The 18,755-nt window shown below is 70.2% G+C and carries 8 protein-coding genes and 1 tRNA gene; 5 read left to right on the top strand and 4 right to left on the bottom strand.

Annotation, left to right across the window (positions count from 1 at the left end; translation table 11 throughout):
• Window positions 1-3 precede the first annotated feature (3 nt).
• From GQR91_RS14045 to GQR91_RS14055, 3 genes are all read right to left on the bottom strand, one after another.
• Window positions 4-978, bottom strand: a complete 975-nt coding sequence (locus tag GQR91_RS14045) for an AAA family ATPase (protein ID WP_149683409.1) — start codon at window positions 976-978, stop codon at window positions 4-6.
• Window positions 978-2,153, bottom strand: a complete 1,176-nt coding sequence (locus tag GQR91_RS14050; protein WP_112383627.1) for a D-alanyl-D-alanine carboxypeptidase family protein — start codon at window positions 2,151-2,153, stop codon at window positions 978-980. The genes GQR91_RS14045 and GQR91_RS14050 overlap by 1 nt, the downstream gene beginning before the upstream one ends.
• A 103-nt stretch (window positions 2,154-2,256) precedes the next feature.
• Window positions 2,257-3,291, bottom strand: a complete 1,035-nt coding sequence (locus GQR91_RS14055; protein WP_174236671.1) for a lytic murein transglycosylase — start codon at window positions 3,289-3,291, stop codon at window positions 2,257-2,259.
• A 112-nt stretch (window positions 3,292-3,403) separates the two neighbouring features.
• Here GQR91_RS14055 and GQR91_RS14060 point away from each other — a divergent pair.
• A tRNA-Ser gene (locus GQR91_RS14060) sits at window positions 3,404-3,493 on the top strand.
• A 13-nt stretch (window positions 3,494-3,506) separates the two neighbouring features.
• On the opposite strand, the gene cas3 is transcribed toward GQR91_RS14060, so the two are convergent.
• Window positions 3,507-6,029 (bottom strand): CRISPR-associated helicase Cas3', encoded by a 2,523-nt coding sequence (cas3, locus tag GQR91_RS14065; RefSeq protein WP_149683410.1) that lies wholly within the window; start codon window positions 6,027-6,029, stop codon window positions 3,507-3,509.
• Window positions 6,030-6,219: 190 nt separating this feature from the next.
• On the opposite strand from cas3, the gene drmD reads away from it, so the two are divergent.
• The 4 genes from drmD to drmB are packed head-to-tail and all read left to right on the top strand — an operon-like array spanning window position 6,220 to window position 18,684.
• Window positions 6,220-9,435 carry a DISARM system SNF2-like helicase DrmD gene (gene drmD / locus GQR91_RS14070; protein WP_235904159.1) on the top strand — a complete coding sequence of 1,072 codons (3,216 nt, stop codon included), beginning with the start codon at window positions 6,220-6,222 and terminating at the stop codon, window positions 9,433-9,435.
• Entirely contained in the window at window positions 9,432-13,370 is a 3,939-nt protein-coding gene (locus tag GQR91_RS14075) for an Eco57I restriction-modification methylase domain-containing protein (protein ID WP_235904160.1), read from the top strand. The genes drmD and GQR91_RS14075 overlap by 4 nt, the downstream gene beginning before the upstream one ends.
• The gene (drmA, locus tag GQR91_RS14080; RefSeq protein WP_149683411.1) at window positions 13,367-16,822 is read left to right on the top strand and encodes a DISARM system helicase DrmA; all 3,456 of its coding nucleotides are present in this window, start codon (window positions 13,367-13,369) and stop codon (window positions 16,820-16,822) included. Before GQR91_RS14075 ends, drmA begins: the two co-directional genes overlap by 4 nt.
• Complete coding sequence (gene drmB / locus GQR91_RS14085; RefSeq protein ID WP_149683412.1) at window positions 16,819-18,684, top strand: DUF1998 domain-containing protein; 1,866 nt, start codon at window positions 16,819-16,821, stop codon at window positions 18,682-18,684. Before drmA ends, drmB begins: the two co-directional genes overlap by 4 nt.
• Window positions 18,685-18,755: the final 71 nt, after the last annotated feature.

An 18,755-nucleotide genomic window follows, 5' to 3' on the forward strand; every position in this document is an offset into this window, starting at 1 on the left:
GCGTCACCGGAGCGTCGCAACGATCCCCGCCATCTCGAACACCGTCGCCTGCGCATCCAGCGACAGACCCCGCGCCGCGCCCCCCAGATCGCGCGCCGCCGCATACCCGTCCAGCGCCACCCTCAGCGCCATCCCCTCGCGCCGACGCGCCTCCCCCGCGATGAAGGCCGGCACCCGCTCCAGAAACGCCTCATACCGCCGCTGCGCCGCCTTGGGCGCCAGCGCCTTTGCCAGCTTCGCGCGCATCGCGTTGCTCGGGTCGCCCGTTGCCGCGATCGCCGCGATCGCGGCATCCAGCCCCGGCAGGTCCAGCCCTGCAAAGCGCAGCGCCTGCCCCGGCGCCCCGTCCGCCGCACGCACCAGCGTCGCGATCTCCTCCTCGTCCGCCTCGGGCAGTTGCTTGCGCAGCACCTGCCCCACCGCCTCATCCTCCAGCCGCTCCAGCCGCAGCACCCGACACCGCGACCGAATCGTCGGCAACAGGCGCCCGGGCGCATGGCTGACCAGCAGGAACACCGTACCCGCGGGCGGCTCCTCCAGGTTCTTCAACAGCGCATTGGCCCCGCCGCGCTCCAGATCGTCGATCGCATCGATCAGCACGACGCGTGCCGGTCCCATCGCCGGTGCCGTGGCGAACATCGGCTGCAACGTGCGCACCTGCGCGATCGTGATCGACCGGGCCAGATCCTGGTCCGGCTTGTCCGCATCCTTAGGCAGACGCTGGAGAACACGAAAATCAGGATGCGATCCTGCTTCGAACAGGCTGCGGCTGGGATGGCCCGCCGGCACAGACAGTCCCGGCGGCAGCGTACCCCGCCCGCTCGCCCCCGCCAGCAGGCGCAAAGCCGCCACCCGCGCGAAATGCGCCTTGCCGACCCCTTCCGGACCGGTCAGCAGCCAGGCGTGATGCAGCTTCGACCCGGCCAGCGCCGCGGCGAACGCGTCCTGCGCCGCGGCGTGGCCGATCACCGCGTTCATCAGCCGAAGAGCGAGGTCAGCCCGGACCAGGCACGGCCGAAGAATCCCGCTTCGTCCACATCCTTCTCCGCAACCAGCGGCAGGCGCTGCGCGGGCATGTCAGGGGCGGTAATGACCAGATCGGCAATATGCTGGCCCGCCTTGATCGGCGCCTTGACGGGCCCCTGATAGACGACCTTTGCGCCCAGTTCGGGCGCCAGACCGGCAGGCAGCGTCACCGTCAGCGCGCGCGGCGCGATCAGGCCCACGCTCGACGATGAGCCGAGCTGCACGTCCGCCTCGGACACCTTGCGTCCCTTGGCGACCACGGGCTTGGACTGCCACGCGCGGAAGCCCCATTCCATGAACCGCACGGACTCGTTGGCACGGCCGGTAAAGGTCGGCAGGCCCGCCATCACCATCACCAGCCGGCGGCCATTCTGCTCGGCCGATCCGGTGAAGCCATAGCCCGCTTCCTCGGTGTGCCCGGTCTTCAGGCCGTCGGCACCGGCGACGCGCCCCAGCAGCGGATCGCGATTGGCCTGGGTGATGGCGTTGCCGCCCATCGTCTTGCCCCAGGTGAAATCACGCCGCGAGTAGAATTGCTTGTAGAGCTTGGGGTGGTCCTCGATCGTGTGCTGGGCCAGGTCGGCCAGATCGCGCGCGGTGACATAGGTGACGCCGCCGTCGGGCCAGCCGTTGGACGTGCCGAAATGGCTGTTGTTCAGGCCGATCTTCTTGGCCGTGCGATTCATCCGCTCGGTGAACGACGGCTCGTCGCCGGAGATATGCTCGGCCAGCACCACGCACGCATCGTTGCCCGACAGCGTCACGATACCGTACAACAGGTTGGCGACGCTCACCTGCTCGCCCGCGGACAGGAACATCGTCGATCCCGCCTGCGGCCCGTGCCACTTCGCCCACGTCTCGGGGCGGACGGTGACCATGTCGGTCAACTTCATCTCGCCGCGCTTGATCAGGTCGAACGCCACATAGACGGTCATCATCTTGGCCATCGACGCGGGCGGCATCCGCCGGTCGGCATCACGCTCGAACAGGATGGCGTCCGACGACAGGTCCTTCAGGAAGGCGACCGGCGCCTCCGTCTGGAACTGCGGTGCCGCGGCGATCGAGGGATAGGCGAGCGCAACCGCCATGATGGGGGCGATCAGGGGAGCGACGATCAGCTTCTTCATGGATTATCCGTCAATTCGCGAAAGGTTGGCAGTGATCCCCGGGCAGGGCCGATCGCCTGCATAGCCGGGCAAGGTGGTTCCGTCACCTGCCCGTTGCGTCGTCTCAGCCCTCGATCGCGTCGGCCAGCAACCCGACCGACAATGCGTAGAAGTTCGAGCAGTTATAGTCGAGGATGACGCGGTAGTTGCCGGTCAACAGATAGGCGGTCGCCCCCTCGCCATCCGGCTCCATCAGCGTCGCCAGCACGTCGCCTGCGGGCCAGGCGCGCCCCTGCGGCACGATGCCGAGCGCACGCCATTCCGCCATCGTCCGCCAACCGCTGTGCCGCTGGAACACGCGCGGGCAGCGCGGGCTGACCAGCGTGTTGCGGACCTCCGACCGGTTGAAGCTGCCGGGCACGCTTACTGCAAAGCCCCATGGCTGTCCGGGGCGCCAGCCGGCATTGGTGAAATAGTTGCCGATCGACGCCAGCGTGTCCGCTTCGCTGTTCCAGATATCGGCGCGGCCGTCCCCGTCGCCGTCACGCGCCAGCCGCAGATAGATGGAGGGCAGGAACTGCGGATTGCCGGTGGCGCCCGCCCAGCTGCCCTTCAACTGTTCGCGCGATACGCCGCGATCCATCATCTTGAGCGCGGCAATGAATTCTCCCTGGAACAGCGGCCGCCGCCGCCCCTCATAGGCAAGGCTGGCGAGCGAGCGCAGCAGGTCGAAATTGCCGGTATAGGAACCGTAATTGGTTTCATGCCCCCAGATCGCGACCATGATCGATTCCGGCACGCCGGTCTCGCGCTCGATCCGCGACAGACGGGGGCGCTGGGCCAGATATTTGCTCCGCCCCCGGCTGATCCGCGCGGCATCGACATGCGCCGCCTTGTACGGTGCGAAGGGCGAGAAGGACGTGCTCGTGCTGCTTCCCGGCTGCTGGCGGTCCAGCTCGATCACCCGCGTGTTCAGCGTCAGCGTGGGCAGCACCGCATCCAGCGTGCGCGCGCTTACGCCCTGCGCCGCCGCGACCCCTCGCACCTCCCCTAGATAAGCCTGAAACCCGGCCTCATCCTGCGCCCATACCGGCGCCGCTCCCGCGAACAATGCCACGAACAATACAGCGAATTGGCGCCACTGGCGCACACGAGCCATCCCCCACATGCCCGCCCAACTGCCACAATGATCGCCTGTCTGAAACCTCTTGTCGTCGTGGGCCTTGCACAATCGACCGTACAAGGCCTATCGGGCCACCACCACGCCCCGCGGAGAGGTGGCCGAGTGGTTTAAGGCAGCGGTCTTGAAAACCGCCGTGGGTTCACGCCCACCGTGGGTTCGAATCCCACCCTCTCCGCCACACCACCAATGCCTCAATTCGCATTCCGTAGCCCCCAACTATCATACGCATATCGGCTAGTTCCCAGTTGGAAGTGGCAATCATCTAGAATCCTTACTTCTTGGGGGGTTTTGGTGGGGGGGAGCATGTGGGGCGGGAGGGTGAGATGGGGGACGGGTTGGCCGAAGGGACCGGGTAGAGGTCGAGGGAGGGGTAGCTGGATGGTGGCGGCGCCGAGGCGGGTGGTGGCGTCTTCGGTGTTCGAAGTGAACTCCAGCAGATTGAAATCCATGGAAAGATCGAGGGCGAGTTGCTCGGCCGTGCGGCGCGCGGCGTGGAAGCTGGCGGACCGGTTTGCCGCATGGTTTGTCCACGCCGTTCCGAGCGTGGCCGCCAGTGTCGTGATGGACCCGGGATGCAGTGCCGTCTCGACAAGGTGACGATTATCGTCCGGTATGGTGACATGCGCGCGGCTTTCCAGCAGCCGCAGGGTCGATTCCAGTTGCAGGATATCCGGGTAGACGCCGCCAAGGCCGTGGCGGGGGCCGGAGGCGGCCATGAGGTCGCGCGTGGCGGGGCGCAGGATCAGGGCGCGGGCCTGCGCATGGGCGCCGCGGTCGTCCCGCATGTGGCGGTGGAGGCGGCCGATCCGTTGGAGCAGCACGTCCATCGGCGCCAGATCGGTGATGAGAAAATCGGCGTCGATGTCGAGCGACTGTTCAAGCGTCTGCGTGCCGACCAGCACCTGCCCGCGCGCAGCCCTGCCCTTGCCGAACGCGGTTTCCACGGCCGCGTCGAGCAGCCGCCGGTCGCCGGGCGCGAAGCGGCCGTGGTGGACCGTGGGAACATCCCCGAGGCGAAAGGCGAGATCGGGTGCGCGTGCCGCGACCGCCTGCGCAACCTGCACCGCGCCGGCGACGGTGTTGCGTATCACCAGCACCGAGGCGCCCGTGCGCGCCGCCGCGACGGCACGCGCGGCGATGGCGTCGGGGTCGCCGATCAACCCGTCCGTCTCGATCGCGACATGCTTGGCCGAACGCGCGGCGGGGATGGCGGCGCGCAAGGGTGCATCGCGACCGGACAGCGCCGGATAGGGTAGCGCCTGCGCCTCGGCCAGCGGCGGCAGCGGCGTCTTGAGCAGACGCGCCCTCGCCTCCGCACCCAGCGTTGCCGAAAGCAGGAGCGCCTGGCCGCCGACCGCGAGATGATTGTCGAGCAGGCGTTCAAGAAGCGTCGACATATAGGTGTCGGAGGCATGAACCTCGTCCACCACCAGCAGGCTGCGTGCCAGCGCACCGGCACGGAACAGGGCATGCTTGACGGGCAGAACGCCGAGAAGCGCCTGATCAATCGTGCCGACCGCCACGCGGGCGGCAAGGAAGTTCTTGGCGCGCTCCGCCGCCCAGCGATGATCGTCGGTGCCGCCGGGCTCGCCATCGTCCCAGCGCACCTCGTAGCCGGGCAGTTCCTGCCCCTGCGTGTCGCCGGCCACGAGATAGCCGGGGACGGCGAGAACCGCCTCCGGCGCCCCCTCCCCCCAGACGCGTTTCAGCACGTCGTTCACGCGCTTCTGAAGCTGGACGGCCGCTGCACGCGTGGGAAGCGCAAAATACAGGCCGTCCACCTCGCCGCGACGGCGGAGTTCCAGCCAGCGCCATAACGCGGCCTCCGTCTTGCCCGAGCCGGTTTCCGCCTCGATCAGCGCGACGCGACCGAGATCGTCAGCGGCGGCCTCCTGTTGGAAGCCATGGGGTGTCCGTCCGACCGCGGCGTGAAAGTCTCCTTCGGGGGTCGGCAGCGGCACGAGGCCACGCGCTGCCACCATGTCGCGCGCCTGTTCCTCGCGCAGTGCCTCACGCGCCCGTCCATAAGGGCCTGCGACGGGAAACCGCCGTGTGTCGGAGCCGAGCCAGTCCGCCAGCGTGACCAAACCGGCGAAGAGCGAGACGAAGCGCGGTGCATCGGGCAACGGCTCGCCCGTTTCCCATGCCAACGGCCAACGCGCCCGCACGGCATCGATCAACGCGACCACATGGGCACCGGGGTCATCGTCGCCCACCGGCATCCAGTGAACGCTGTGCTTCATCCACGAGCCGGAATCGAGATTGGCGCCGCGACGCAGTTCGGGCAGCGGCCTGCCGTGATGCGCGAGTGCGGCCGCGAAATGCTGATGCGCACCCCATGCGCCGACGAGGTGGCGCAGCATCGTGGCGGCAGCACCGGTCTTCAGCCTGGAATGGAACAGCAGTGCGGCAACCTGCCCGGTATGACCGATCAGGGGCGCATGCGGATCGATCCGCGCCTGGAAACCGCGATTGGCCTTGCCGAGATCGTGCAACGCGGCCAGCACAATCAGGCGGGCATGGTCCTGCGCGGTCAGTGGTCGCCCCGCGGCCGTGCTGAGCCAGAGGGACCATGCACCGCCGGATAGCAGCGCCTGGGCCGCAGTGCCGACGTCCAGGCAATGATCGATCAGCGGCAGCGACGCGGCGACCGTGCCGTCGGCATTGCGTGTCAGCTTGGCCCATGGCCCGTTCACCCCTGTCGCCGTCATCATCCCCCCCCCGGTTCGATCCGGACTATCATCGACCGGGGGTTGCGGTGGCAAGGGGCGGTCCGCGTCTGCTCCATATCGGACGAATTTTCCCCCGGCAGCATGGCCTGCTCCGCAGAAACGGAGCCAATCGCGGTTGTTCCCAAACAGGCCCCTCGCCACCCCGGATGGTGAATGGAAGGAACGATGCCAGGTGATTGAGGCGAATGGGGGTCGTACCGCCGCCGCGGCGGCGCGCGGGCCGTCGATGGGTCAGTTCGTATCGTTGCGTGGCCGGTTGTGGCTGGTGGAGGAACAACCCGAAACGCCGTTCGACGGTCACCGGCTGGCGTGCGTGGACGACGATGCCAGTGGCGAGGACGCGCAGGTGTTGTGGAGCGCGGAGGTGGACGCGCGGTTGCGCGACGAGGAAGCCTGGGCGTCGCTGGCAAGCGGCGGCGGCGATGCCGAAACATTCTCGGCCTACCTCCGCACGGTCCGCTGGCGCACCGCGACCGCCGCCGAACGCGACCTGTTCCAGGCGCCGTTCCGGGCCGGTATCCGGCTGGACCCGTATCAGTTGCTGCCGCTGCGCAAGGCGCTGCGCCTGCCGCGCGTAAACCTGTTGATCGCCGACGATGTGGGACTGGGCAAGACGGTCGAGGCCGGACTGGTGCTGCGCGAGATGCTGCTCAGGCGGCGGGTGGATTACATGGTGGTGGTGGCGCCTGCGGCGATGACCGGCCAGTGGCGGGACGAGTTGCAGACCAAGTTCGGCCTGTCGTTCGAGATCATCGATCGCCAGCATCTGGAAAGCCTGCGCCAGCGGCGCGGCTATGGTGCCAACCCGTGGGCGACGGGATCGCGCTTCATCCTGTCGCACCGGTTGCTGGGGGACGAGGCCTATGTGGCCGGCCTGCGGGACGTGCTGGAAGAGTTCCGCGCCAGATCGCTGCTGATCCTGGACGAGGCGCATCATGCCGCCCCCGCGGGTGGCGGCCGCTATGCGGTGGAAAGCCAGTTCACGCGCAGCCTGCGTGACCTGTCCGACCGCTTCGAGCACCGGCTGTTCCTGTCGGCGACCCCGCATAACGGGCATCCGAACAGCTTTGCCACGCTGCTGGAACTGCTCGATCCACAGCGGTTCACGCGCGGCGTACCGGTGCGGCCCGCCGATCTGGAGCCGGTGATGGTGCGGCGGCTGAAAAGCGACCTGCGGGCACTGGGCGAGGCTTTTCCCGAACGCGTGGTGGAACCGGTGGTGATCGACGGGCTCGACCGGCACGCCCCCGAACTGCGGCTGGCGGCGATGCTGGCGGACTATCGCGCTCTTCGCGAACGGCGGATCGGGACGCTGGGGGCGGCGCAGGGTGCCAGGGCACGGCTGGCTTTTGTAGGGTTGCAGCAGCGGCTGTTGTCGTCGGTGCCGGCGTTCGCACGGACGCTGCGCGTGCATCTGGCGGGATTGGAGCGGTTGATCGCGGGCGAAACCGCGCAGCCGGTAGTCGCGGACGAAGACCCCGACGCACCCGAGCGCGCCGATGAAGAGGATGCGGCTTTCGAACGGCTGGACCACGCCGAGGCCGCCCGCACCGAGGCGGCCGCAATGGCGGCCGGTGGGGCGGCGGCGCAGTTGATGGCCGAGCGCGACCATGCCGCGGCCATGCTGGTGGTGGCGGACGCAGCAAAGACCGCACCCGATGCGCGTGTCCGCTGGATCATCGATTGGGCGCGGGCGAACCTGCTGGATGCGGAGGGACGCTGGCGCGACCGAAGGCTGATCCTGTTTACCGAGTATGAGGACACGCGGCGGTGGTTGCAGCGGCAATTGTCAGTCTTGCTCGACCCGGCCGACGCCGACGAGGTCGCGCGGATCGACAGCTTCACCGGTGTGACCTCGACCGAGCGGCGCGAGGCGATCAAGCGTGCGTTCAACGATCCGGCCTCGCCCTTGCGTATCCTGCTCTGCACCGATGCAGCCCGCGAGGGGATCAATCTACAGGCGCAGTGCCACGATCTGATCCATGTCGACCTGCCGTGGAACCCGTCCCGCCTGGAACAGCGCAACGGGCGGATCGACCGCAAGCTGCAACCCAGCGACACGGTGACGTGCCGCTACTTCGTCTATGCGCAGCGGCCCGAGGATGTCGTGCTGGACGCGCTGGTGCGCAAGACGGAGGCGATCCGGCGGCAGCTGGGGTCGGCGGGCGAGGTGCTGGGGGATCGTATCGCCGATCGGCTGGGCCGGGGGATCGACCGGGCGGCGGCGCGCGATCTGGCCGAGCGGATCCGCAACAAGGAGGCGGACGAGCGCGTACGGGCGGCAGTGCGCGACCTGGATGACGGCGAGGAGGCACGGCGCGCGCGGCTGATGCGCGAACAGGCGGATCTGGCGGCGATGCTGGACAAGGCGCGGGCGCGGGTCGGCGTCGATCCGGACGAGTTGCGGTCGGTGGTCGGGCTGGCGCTGGCGCGGGCGGGCGGCGGATGGGGCGCGACCGGGGCGGTGGGCGATACGCCGGTCTTCGCACTGGATCAGGCGGCGCCCGCCTTTGCCGGCGATCCGAGCTGGCAACCGATGCTGGACGAACTGCGCGCGCGGGGGCCGAAGCCGGGCGAGCGGCCGGGGGAATGGCGGGCGAGCGCGGATGCGGGCGTGCGACGGGTGAGCTTTGCGCCTGCCATCCTGCCCGATGGGCGCGACGCCGGCGACGTGGTGCAACTGCATCTGGAACACCGGCTGGTGCGGCGCTTGCTGGGACGGTTTCTGTCGGCGGGGTTCCAGCAGGGGCTGGACCGGGCCTGCGTGATCGAGACGCCCGCCACCCCTGCCCCGCGGGTCGTGCTGATCGGGCGGTTGGCGTTGTATGGGGAGCGGGCCGCGCGGTTGCATGAGGAAGTGCTCAGCGTGGCGGCCGACTGGCGGGATCGGGAGCGGGACGAGGCGGGGCTTCGCCCGCTGGCCGAGGGGCGCGATGCGGAGGCCCGCGTGCTGGACGAACTGATCGCCGCCCTGGCAGGCGCGCGGACCGCCGGGGCGGCGGTTGCGCGGCGGGCGACGGCGCATGCTTTGGCGGATGTGGGCGATCTGCGGAGCGTGCTGGAGGGCCGTGCCGCTGCACGCGGGCAAAGGGTAGCGGCGGAACTGGAGAAGCGGGCGGCGAGCGAGGCGGCCGGGCTGGAGACGCTGCTCGGCCAGCGGATCGCGCGCATCCGGCGCGAGCGGCGCGAGGACGACCGGCAATTCGCACTGCTGCTCGACCCCGCCGAGGCGCGGCAGCGCGCCGCGGACCGGCGTTCCTGGGAGCGGGCGGTGACGCGGCTGGACGACGAACTGGTGCGCGAACCCGAACGGCTGCGCGCCGCCGCGCGGGTGCGCGCGACGCGGCTGGAGCCGATCGGCCTCGTCTATCTGTGGCCGGCGGCATGAGCGGGACGATTTCGGGCGGGCGGCACGACTGGCTGGGGTATCTGCAGCCGGAGGGGCTGGTGGTGGCGCCGGCGGCGCTGGCGCGGATCGGGGTGTGGCCGGCGCCGCAGACGGCGGCGGACGGCGAGGCGGTGACACAGGCGCTGGCGCAGGAACCTTGGGCGCTGTTTCGCGACGTGCTGGGCTGGGCACCGGAGCGGGTGGCGGGCGCGCCGGGCGGGCCGGTGCTGCCCGAGGATCTGCGGGTGGCGTTCGACGGGGGCGAGACGCTGCTGGAGCCGGACTGGGCGGTGTTTGCAGCCGATGGCACGGTGCAGTTGCTGGTGCGGATCGAGGCGGAGGACCTGCTGCTCGACCGGCGGGGCACGCTGGAGGGATGGGAGGCGACCGCGCAGCAGCGGTTCGAGCGGTTGCTGCGCGAGACGGGAGTGCCGGCCGGGGTGATCCTGGGCGCGCGAGAGACCGGGCGGCGCGAGGGGGCGGCGGGCGAGCGCGTACTGCGGCTGGTGGTGGCGCCCAAGGGCGAAATGGCGGGGCACATGACCTGGCCGCTGGCGGCGCTGACGGATGTTGCCGGGCGCGGGATGCTGGCGGGGCTGAAGCTGCTGCTCGACGCGCATGCGCTGTTCACCGGGCCACCGTCGCACCGCCTGCCCGCCCTGCTCGCCGAAAGCCGCGCGGCACAGGCGGATGTGTCGTCGCGGCTGGCCGGACAGGTGCTGGCGAGCTTGCACGAGATGCTGCGCGGGCTGGACGCGGCCGATCCGGCACGGGTGCGCGCGCTGGCGGCGAGCGATCCGCAGCATCTGTACGAGGCGGTGCTGACCGTGCTGCTGCGCCTGATCTTCATCCTGTATGCCGAGGATCGCGGGCTGATGCCCTCGGCCGGGGGTGGCGCGGCCAAGCTGCTGTACGAACAGGGCTATGCGCTGGGCGGACTGCACATGCGGCTGCGCGACGACGCGGCGCTCTACCCCGATACGATGGACGAGCGGCGCGGGGCCTGGGGGCGGCTGCTGGCGCTGTTCCGGTTGGTCAGCCGGGGGCATCCATCGGGCTTCATGCAGCCGCGCGGGGGCAAGCTGTTCAGCGAGGCGGCGTTTCCCTTCCTGCTCGGGCGCGACGCGCCGGGGAATGCGGACCGGGTGTTGCCGGTGGGGGACGGATGCATCCTGCGCGTGCTGGACGGGCTGCTGATGCTGGGAGGTGAGCGGGTCGCATACCGGTCGCTCAGCGTCGAGCAGATCGGGTCGGTGTACGAGACGGTGATGGGCTTCACCGTGGAGCGTGCGGCGGGGCCGATGCTGGCGATCCGGGCGGGCAAGGGCAACCGGGTGCCGGTGTGGGTGGACCTGGATGCGCTGGCCGGCGCGAAGCCGGGCGAGCGCGAGAAGCTGTTGAAAGCATGGACCGGGCGCGGTGCGTTTCCGGCGGCGGTGTCGCGGGCGCTGGCGCGTGCGGAGGATGCGGGCGCGCTGGCCGCGGCCCTGGCGCCGGTGGTGGACGGGCGCGCCTGCCCGCGGGGAAGCGCGGTCGCCGCCGGCACGCCGATCCTGCAGCCGACCGACGAGCGGCGGCGCACGGGGAGCCATTATACGCCAAAGGCGCTGACCAGACCGATCGTGGCGCATGCGCTGGCCCCCGCCTTTGACCGGATCGGGGCGGATGCGGGGCCGGCGGAGGTGCTGGACCTGAAGGTGTGCGACCCCGCCGCGGGATCGGGCGCGTTTCTGGTCGAGGCGTGCCGGCAACTGGGCGAGCGGCTGGTGGCGGCATGGGCGCGCTGGCCGGCGCAGCGGCCGACCATACCGCCGGACGAGGACGAGTTGCTGCACGCCAAGCGGCTGGTGGCGCAGCATTGCCTGCGCGGGGTGGATCGCAATCCGCTGGCGATCGACCTGGCCAAGCTGTCGCTGTGGCTGGAGACGCTGGCGAGCGCACACGAGTTCACCTTTCTGGACAATGTGCTGCGCTGTGGCGACAGCCTGGTCGGCCTGCCCAATCCCAAGATCGTCGCAGTGACATGGGGCAAGGTGTCCGGGCAGCACAGCTTCGTCGAGGCGATCGTGCGCGACGGCATCAACGCCGCCGCCGACCTGCGCCGCCTGATGCGTAGCGAGGCCGAGATCGCGCCCTATGCGGTGCAGGAAGGACGCCACCGCGCGGCGATAACCGCGCTCACCCGCGCGCATCTGGTGGCGGATGCCGTGCTGTTGTCCTTTTTCGAGGGCAGCGGCGTGCGCGACCGCGAGGCGCGGCTGGCGGAGGTGCAGCAACTGGTTCTGGCCCCGAGCGCGCAAAGCTGGTCGCGGCTGGAAGCCTTGCGCGAACGCCTGCACGCCTTGCCCGTCGGCATCACCAGTTTCCATTGGGAGCTGGAGTTCGAGGACGTGTTCACGCGGCCCAATCCCGGTTTCGACGCGATCGTCGGCAACCCGCCCTTTGCCGGCAAGAACACGATCGCGGCGGGCCATGCCGCCGCCTATCCGGACTGGCTGAAGACGCTGCACCCCCATGCGCATGGCAATGCCGATCTGGCCGCGCACTTCTTTCGCCGGGCGTTCGGGCTGCTGCGCCGGGGCGGCGCCTTCGGGTTGATCGCGACCAATACCATCCGGCAGGGCGACACCCGCGACACCGGGCTGCGGCGCATACTCGACGAGGGCGGCGTGATCTATCGCGCGGTCAGCCGGCATCAGTGGGAGGGCGATGCGGCGGTGGTGGTGGCGCAGGTGTTCGTGCGCAGGGGCGCCGTCGCCGAGGATACCGGAGCGGTGCTGGACGGGCGGCCGGTGCGGCGGATTTCGGCCTATCTGATGGAGGGGGATCTGGATGGGTCGCCGGCGGTGTTGCGGGCGAATGCGGGCAAGGCGTTTCAGGGATCTATCCTGCTGGGTATCGGATTTACCTTCGACGACGCCAACGCGGCCAAGGGGAAAGCGTCCGAGTTGGCAGCGATGCAAAGGCTGATCGCTGACCGACCGAATATCGCGGAGGTTGTCGCTCCCTATCTGGGTGCCGATGAAGTCAACAATTCTCCCATTCACGCGCATCATCGCTACGCCATCAATTTCAGCGACATGCCGCTCCGCCGGATGGCCGAGGGCGTATCTTGGAACTCACTGAACGGGCCGGCACGTGCGGAGCAGCTAAGGTGCGGCGTCGTGGCGCCCGACTATCCCCGATCCGTCGCGCAGGACTGGCCGGAGGCCCTTGCGATCGTGGATCGGCTGGTGAGGCCCGTTCGCGAGCAGGACAACCGTGCCGTCTACCGCAATCGATGGTGGCAATATGCCGAGCGTCGTGTTGACCTGTATCGGAGTATTGCCGGTCAGCACCATGTTCTTGCGATCGGTGCTGCGGCGCTTGCCCATCATGCATTTGCCCGCCTGCCCGCCAACCTGATCTATTCCCACAAGTTGATCGTCTTCGCGATGCCGCGGCTGTCGCAATTTGCCGTGCTGCAATCCAGGATACACGAAATCTGGAACCGTACCTTCGGCAGCACCTTTGGTGATGCGCCGACCTATAATCCCACACAGGTATTCGAAACCTTCCCCCTGCCCCCCGGCCATGACGATGCACCGGCACTGGAAGCCGCCGGGCAAGCCTATCACGACACCCGCGCCGCGCTGATGATCGCGACCGGTCAGGGGATGACGCCGACCTATAACCGCTTCCACCGCAAGGCCGATACGGGCGCGGATATCGAGGGCCTGCGCGCGCTGCACCACACCATGGATCGCGCGGTGCTGACCGCCTACGGCTGGGACGATCTGGCGGCGGAGGCCGAGCCTGTCTTTCTGGATGCCGATAGCGAGGACGATCACCGCTATCAGGGACGGTTGTTCTGGCCGGCGCCGTTTCGCGATGCGGTGCTGGCGCGGCTGCTGACATTGAACGAGGAACGCGCGACGATGGAGCGGATGCTGTGAGCGCGGCAGGCGTGCGCGCCGGGCTGGTGGAACGCCTGCGCCGTAACCTGATCGGGCCGAGCGAGGCGGCGGATGGGGATCTGGCCGAGGAACGGTTGCCGGCGGGGGAAAGCCCGTCGCGCTGGTACCTGTCGGGCTTCATCGCGCCATCGGGCGAACTGGCGGCCGAGCCCGACATGCCGGCGGATGCCGAGCTGGAGGAGATCGACAGCTTCCTGCCCGAACTGGACGGGTTCAGCGTCGGCGGCGCGGCGGGCGATCATGACGAGCCCGATGCGCCCCCTGCCCGCCGCCGTTTCCTGCCGAGCGCGATCGGGCTGTCGACCATGGTCGATCCCGGCGTCGACGCATTGGAGGTGTGCGTGACATGGGGCGATTACGTGCCCGAGCCGCCGCTGCCGCCCGAGATGCTGGAAAGCGGGGGCGAGCTTCGCGGGACGGCGATCACGTGGCGGCGGGTGCCGCGCGAATGCACCGTCACGCTGCCGCTGCCGGGCGAAGGTGACGGCATGGTGCGGCGCGCCCTGCCCGGCTCGGCGGCGACGGCACGGCCCGGCGGCGGGCTGGAACTGGCGGTGCGTGCCCGCCCCTTCCGCCTGCGCCTGGCGACCGGCGAGACGCGCGCGGTGCAGGTGGTGACCGTGTTTCTGGTCAACAAGCGGCTGGAGCCGCCGTCGCGCTACCGCGATCTGGCCTATGCCTATCAGGTGCGGCTGGCGCTGGCGTGCGACGCGGGCTTCGTCGCGCAGGCCGACCTGTCGCGGATCGCGCGCGATGACTGGGACGATCAACTGGCGGACCTGCATTACCGGGATGCGGCGGCCTATGCGGCGGGCCTGGGGTGCGCCGCCGGACATGGCGTGGACGCCGACGGGCGGGTGCGGCGGGTGCATACCACGCACATGCCGCGCGCGGCGGTGGAGCGGACCGTGGCGGCGGCGGTGCCGGGGGTGACCTTCGGCATGGACCGGTTGGCGGAACTGGCGGCGGGTGACGGGGCGGCGTTGCGCGCGGCGCTGGCGCCGCTGGCGGCGGCCTATGGCGACTGGTCGGTGGCGCAGCGCGGGGCGATGGATGCCCCCGATATTGCGGGCGCGGCGCAGCGGCTTCGGACCGCCGAAACGTTGATCGCGGCGCAGGATGTGGCGCGCGGGCGGATCGCGGCGGGCATCGCCCTGCTGGCCGGGGATGCACGGGCGCGGACCGCCTTTGCCATCGCCAATCGTGCAGTGGCCGATGCGGCACGAGCGCGGCGGCCGGGGGACGGCGCGCCCGCGTGGCGGCCATTCCAGCTGGCCTTCATCCTGCTCAATCTGGCGGGGATGGCGGACCGGCGGCATCCGGATCGCGACGCCGCCGATCTGTTGTTCTTTCCCACCGGCGGCGGCAAGACCGAGGCCTATCTGGGACTGGCCGCCTTCACCATCGCGTTGCGGCGGCTGGGGGCGAGCGGCGTGCTGGGCGCGGGCGTGGCGGTGATCATGCGCTATACGCTCAGGCTGTTGACGCTGGACCAGCTGGGGCGTGCGGCCGGGCTGGTCTGTGCGCTGGAGCTGCTGCGCGAGGGGCCGGATTACCGCGACGGGGATGGCCGGCGGATGCTGGGCGACTGGCCGATCGAGATCGGCCTGTGGGTCGGCTCCGACGCCAGTCCCAACCGGCTGGGTCGCAAGGGCGACAAGAGCGAGGGGACCGCAGTCAAGCGGGTGCGCGCCTATAGCAGCGGGCGCGATGCGCGCGCGCCGGCACCGATCAAGGCGTGCCCGTGGTGCGGCACCGCCTTTACCCCGCAAAGCTTTCGCTGCGTGCCGAATGCCGACGCGCCGACCAATCTGGAGCTGCGCTGCGTCAACATGGCGTGCCCGTTCACCGGCGACCGTGCGCTGCCGGTGGTGAGCGTGGACGAGGCGATCTATCGCCGTCTGCCCGCCTTCCTGATCGCCACGGTGGACAAGTTCGCGGCGCTGCCGTGGAGCGGTCAGGCGGGTGCGTTCTTCGGCCATGTCGACCGGGCGGACGATAGCGGCTTCTTCGGGGCGGCCGAGCCGGGATGCGGCCGGGCGCTGGACGGCGGGCACCGGCTGGACCCGCCCGACCTGGTGATCCAGGACGAATTGCACCTGATCTCCGGCCCGCTGGGCACGGTGGCGGGGCTGTACGAGGCAGCGATCGACCGGCTGGCGACGCGGATGGTGGAGGGCGTGCGGGTGCGGCCCAAGATCGTCGCCTCCACCGCGACGGTCCGGCGCGCGCGCGACCAGATTGCCGCGCTGTTCGACCGGGGGGACACGCATATCTTTCCGCCGCCCGGACTCGATCGGCGCGACAGTTTCTTTGCGGTGACGCGGGGCGAGAGCGCGGACGATCCCGCGCGCTGGTATGTCGGGATCGCCGCGGCGGGGCGCGGGCCCAAGCTGGTGTTCCTGCAGGCGCTGGTCACGCTGCTCGGCGGGGCGCAGGGGCTGGCGGATGCTGGTGGCGAGGCGGATGCGTATCTGACCGCCCTTTGTTATTTCAACGCCTTGCGCGAACTGGGCGGCGCGCGGCGGATCGTCGAGGACGAGGTGGCAGCACGCGCGGCGCATTACGGCGCGCAGCGGCGGCGGCTGGAGCCGGCCGACCGGCCGTTCGGGGACCGGCTGCTCGGCGAGCCGGTGGAGCTGACCTCGCGCGTGTCGACCGATCAGGTGGCGGCGGCCAAGCGGCGGCTGGAGGCAGGGTTCGGCGATGACGGGGAGCGGCCCGTTGACGTCGCGCTGGCCACCAACATGATCTCGGTCGGGCTCGATATCGACCGGCTGGGGCTGATGCTGGTGCAGGGACAGCCCAAGACCGCGGCGGAATATATCCAGGCGACGAGCCGGGTCGGGCGCAATCCGGCGCGGCCCGGTCTGGTGGTGGTGGTGCTGAACGTCCACCGGCCACGCGACCGGATGCATTTCGAGCAGTTCGGGCATTTCCACGACACCTTTTACCGCGCGGTGGAGGCGACGAGCGTGACGCCGTGGTCCGCGCGCGCGCTGGACCGGTCGCTGGCGGCGGTGGTGGTGGCGATAGCGCGGCACCTCGACCCCGCGCTGACACCCTCGGGCGCCGTCGATGCGCTGGCCAACGCAGCCGATACGCGGGCGGCGGTGGTGCGGCATCTGGTGGACCGGGCGCCGGATGACATTGCGGGGGGCAAGGACCGGCTGGCGGCGGCGATCGAGGGGTTGCTGGACGACTGGGTGACGGTGGCGGCGGCGCAGACCGCGGCGGGCGGGCGCTTCAGCTACGAGGATCGGCCGCAGCGGCTGCTCCACCCGCCGCTCGACCCGGTGCTGGACAATCTGGAGCCGGCACATCGGCGCTTCCAGGCGGGGTGGAGCATGCGCGACGTGGAGCCCGGCGTGCTGATCCGGCCGCGGGGGCCGGATGGCGAGCGGGTATCGGGTGCAGGAGATATGGCATGAGCGCCAAGCGCGTGACGCTGCGGCAATCGCAACTGGTGCTCGGCTTCGGGCCCGGCGCGATGGTGGACCTGCCCACCCGCTCGGTCATCGTCGGCGGGCTGGACCTGTGGCACATGCGCGAGCGGGGAAGCTGGCGCGCCGTGCACGAGCCGCGGGCGGTGGCGGTGCTGGAGGCGCTGCTGCGCGCCAACGGGCGGTTGGCCGAGGGGGTGCGGCTGAGCCTGCGCACGCCACCGGTCGATGACGAGGGACGCACCGGTGCGGGCGAGCCGCCGGGGGTGGAGGCGCGGATCTTTCCGGCCTGGTTCGTCGCGCGCGATGCGGAGGAGGCCGGCGACGTGCACCGCCGGCGGCTGGTGCGCTGGCGCGACCTGAACCCGCGCGGGCGGGCCGACCTGATCGACGATGACGGGCGGCGCGTGGGGGTGACCCCGATCCGCTTCGTCGCGGGATGCCGGAAAGGGCATTTGCAGGACATCGACTGGAGCTATGCCGTGCATGTCGGGATGCCGGGCGAACGCTGCGTCCAGCCGCTATGGCTGGAGGAGCGCGGCACCTCGGGCGATCCCGCCTCGACGCGGATTGTGTGCGGATGCGGTGCCGCACTCTCGCTGCGCGATGCGCAGGCGGACGGACGTTTCGGCAAGTGCCGCGGGCGGCGCCCCTGGCTGCGCACGGACGAGCCGGGGGAATGCGACGAACATCTCCGCTTCCTGACGCGGACCGCGACCAACGCCTATTTCCCGCAGGTGCTGACCATCATCTCGCTGCCCGCCGCGGAGGACGAGCTGACCCGGCTGGTCGAGGCGCATATGGATGCGATCGACTGGGTGACGATGCCGGCCGAAATGGCGATGGCGCGGCGCGCCAACCCGGCCTTGCGCGCCGCGCTGGCGGGATGGAGCGATGCGGAAATCGTCGCACGCGTCGCACAACTCCGCGCGCGGGGACACCAGAATCTGGAAAAGGCGCCCAAGGTGGCGGAGTTCGACCTGCTGGCCAGCGGCGCGGGCGAAATCGGCTCGGACACGCCCGATGCCCGGCTGCACGCGCGCACGCTGACCCGCGATCAGTGGGACGGGGAGCGGCCACGGCTGGGCCCGATCGCGTCGGCGGTGGCGGTGCACCGGCTGCGCGAGGTGGCGTGCCTGTACGGCTTTACCCGGTTCGAGGCGGCGCCGACCGCGATCGATGGCGATCTGGAGGAACTGTATCTGGCGGTGGAGGGCGCCGCGCTGGCGACCGAGCTGGAATGGCTGCCCGCGGTGGAGCAACTGGGCGAAGGCATCTTCCTTCGCTTCGATCCGCACGCCATCCGGGCCTGGCTGGCGCGGCCGGCGGTGGCCGCCCGCGGCGACATGCTGCTGCGCGGACATGACCGGTGGCGGGCGAACCAGGCTTACGGCGACAAGCTGCGCTTTCCCACCCTCGCCTATTACGCGATGCACGGCTTTTCCCACGCGCTGATGAACGAGATCGCGCTGGATTGCGGATATCCGGCAACCGCGCTGAAGGAGCGGCTGTACGCGATCGTCGACGACGACGGGGAGCGGTTCGGGCTGCTGCTCTACACCGCGACGACGGGCGCGCAGGGCACGCTGGGCGGGCTGACCGCGGTGCTGCCCCGGCTGGGTGCGATCGTCGAGCGGGCGCTGGACCGGCTGGCCCTGTGCAGCGGCGACCCGATCTGCGCCGAGCATGATCCGGACGCACATGGCGACGAACGCGCGCTGAGCGGCGCGGCCTGCCATAGCTGCCTGCTGGTGGCCGAGACGAGTTGCGAGGCGCGCAACCTGTATCTCGACCGGGCGCTGACTGCGCCGACGGTGCTGACGGAGCGGGCGGCGTTGTTCGGGGGGTAGCCGCGGAATTATTCCGCCAGCTTTTCTGACCCGATGTCCATGGCGGTAACGCGATACCTCACCGCCCATGG

It is taken from the genome of Sphingomonas carotinifaciens, from assembly GCF_009789535.1.
GTDB classification, from domain to species: Bacteria; Pseudomonadota; Alphaproteobacteria; order Sphingomonadales; family Sphingomonadaceae; genus Sphingomonas; species Sphingomonas carotinifaciens.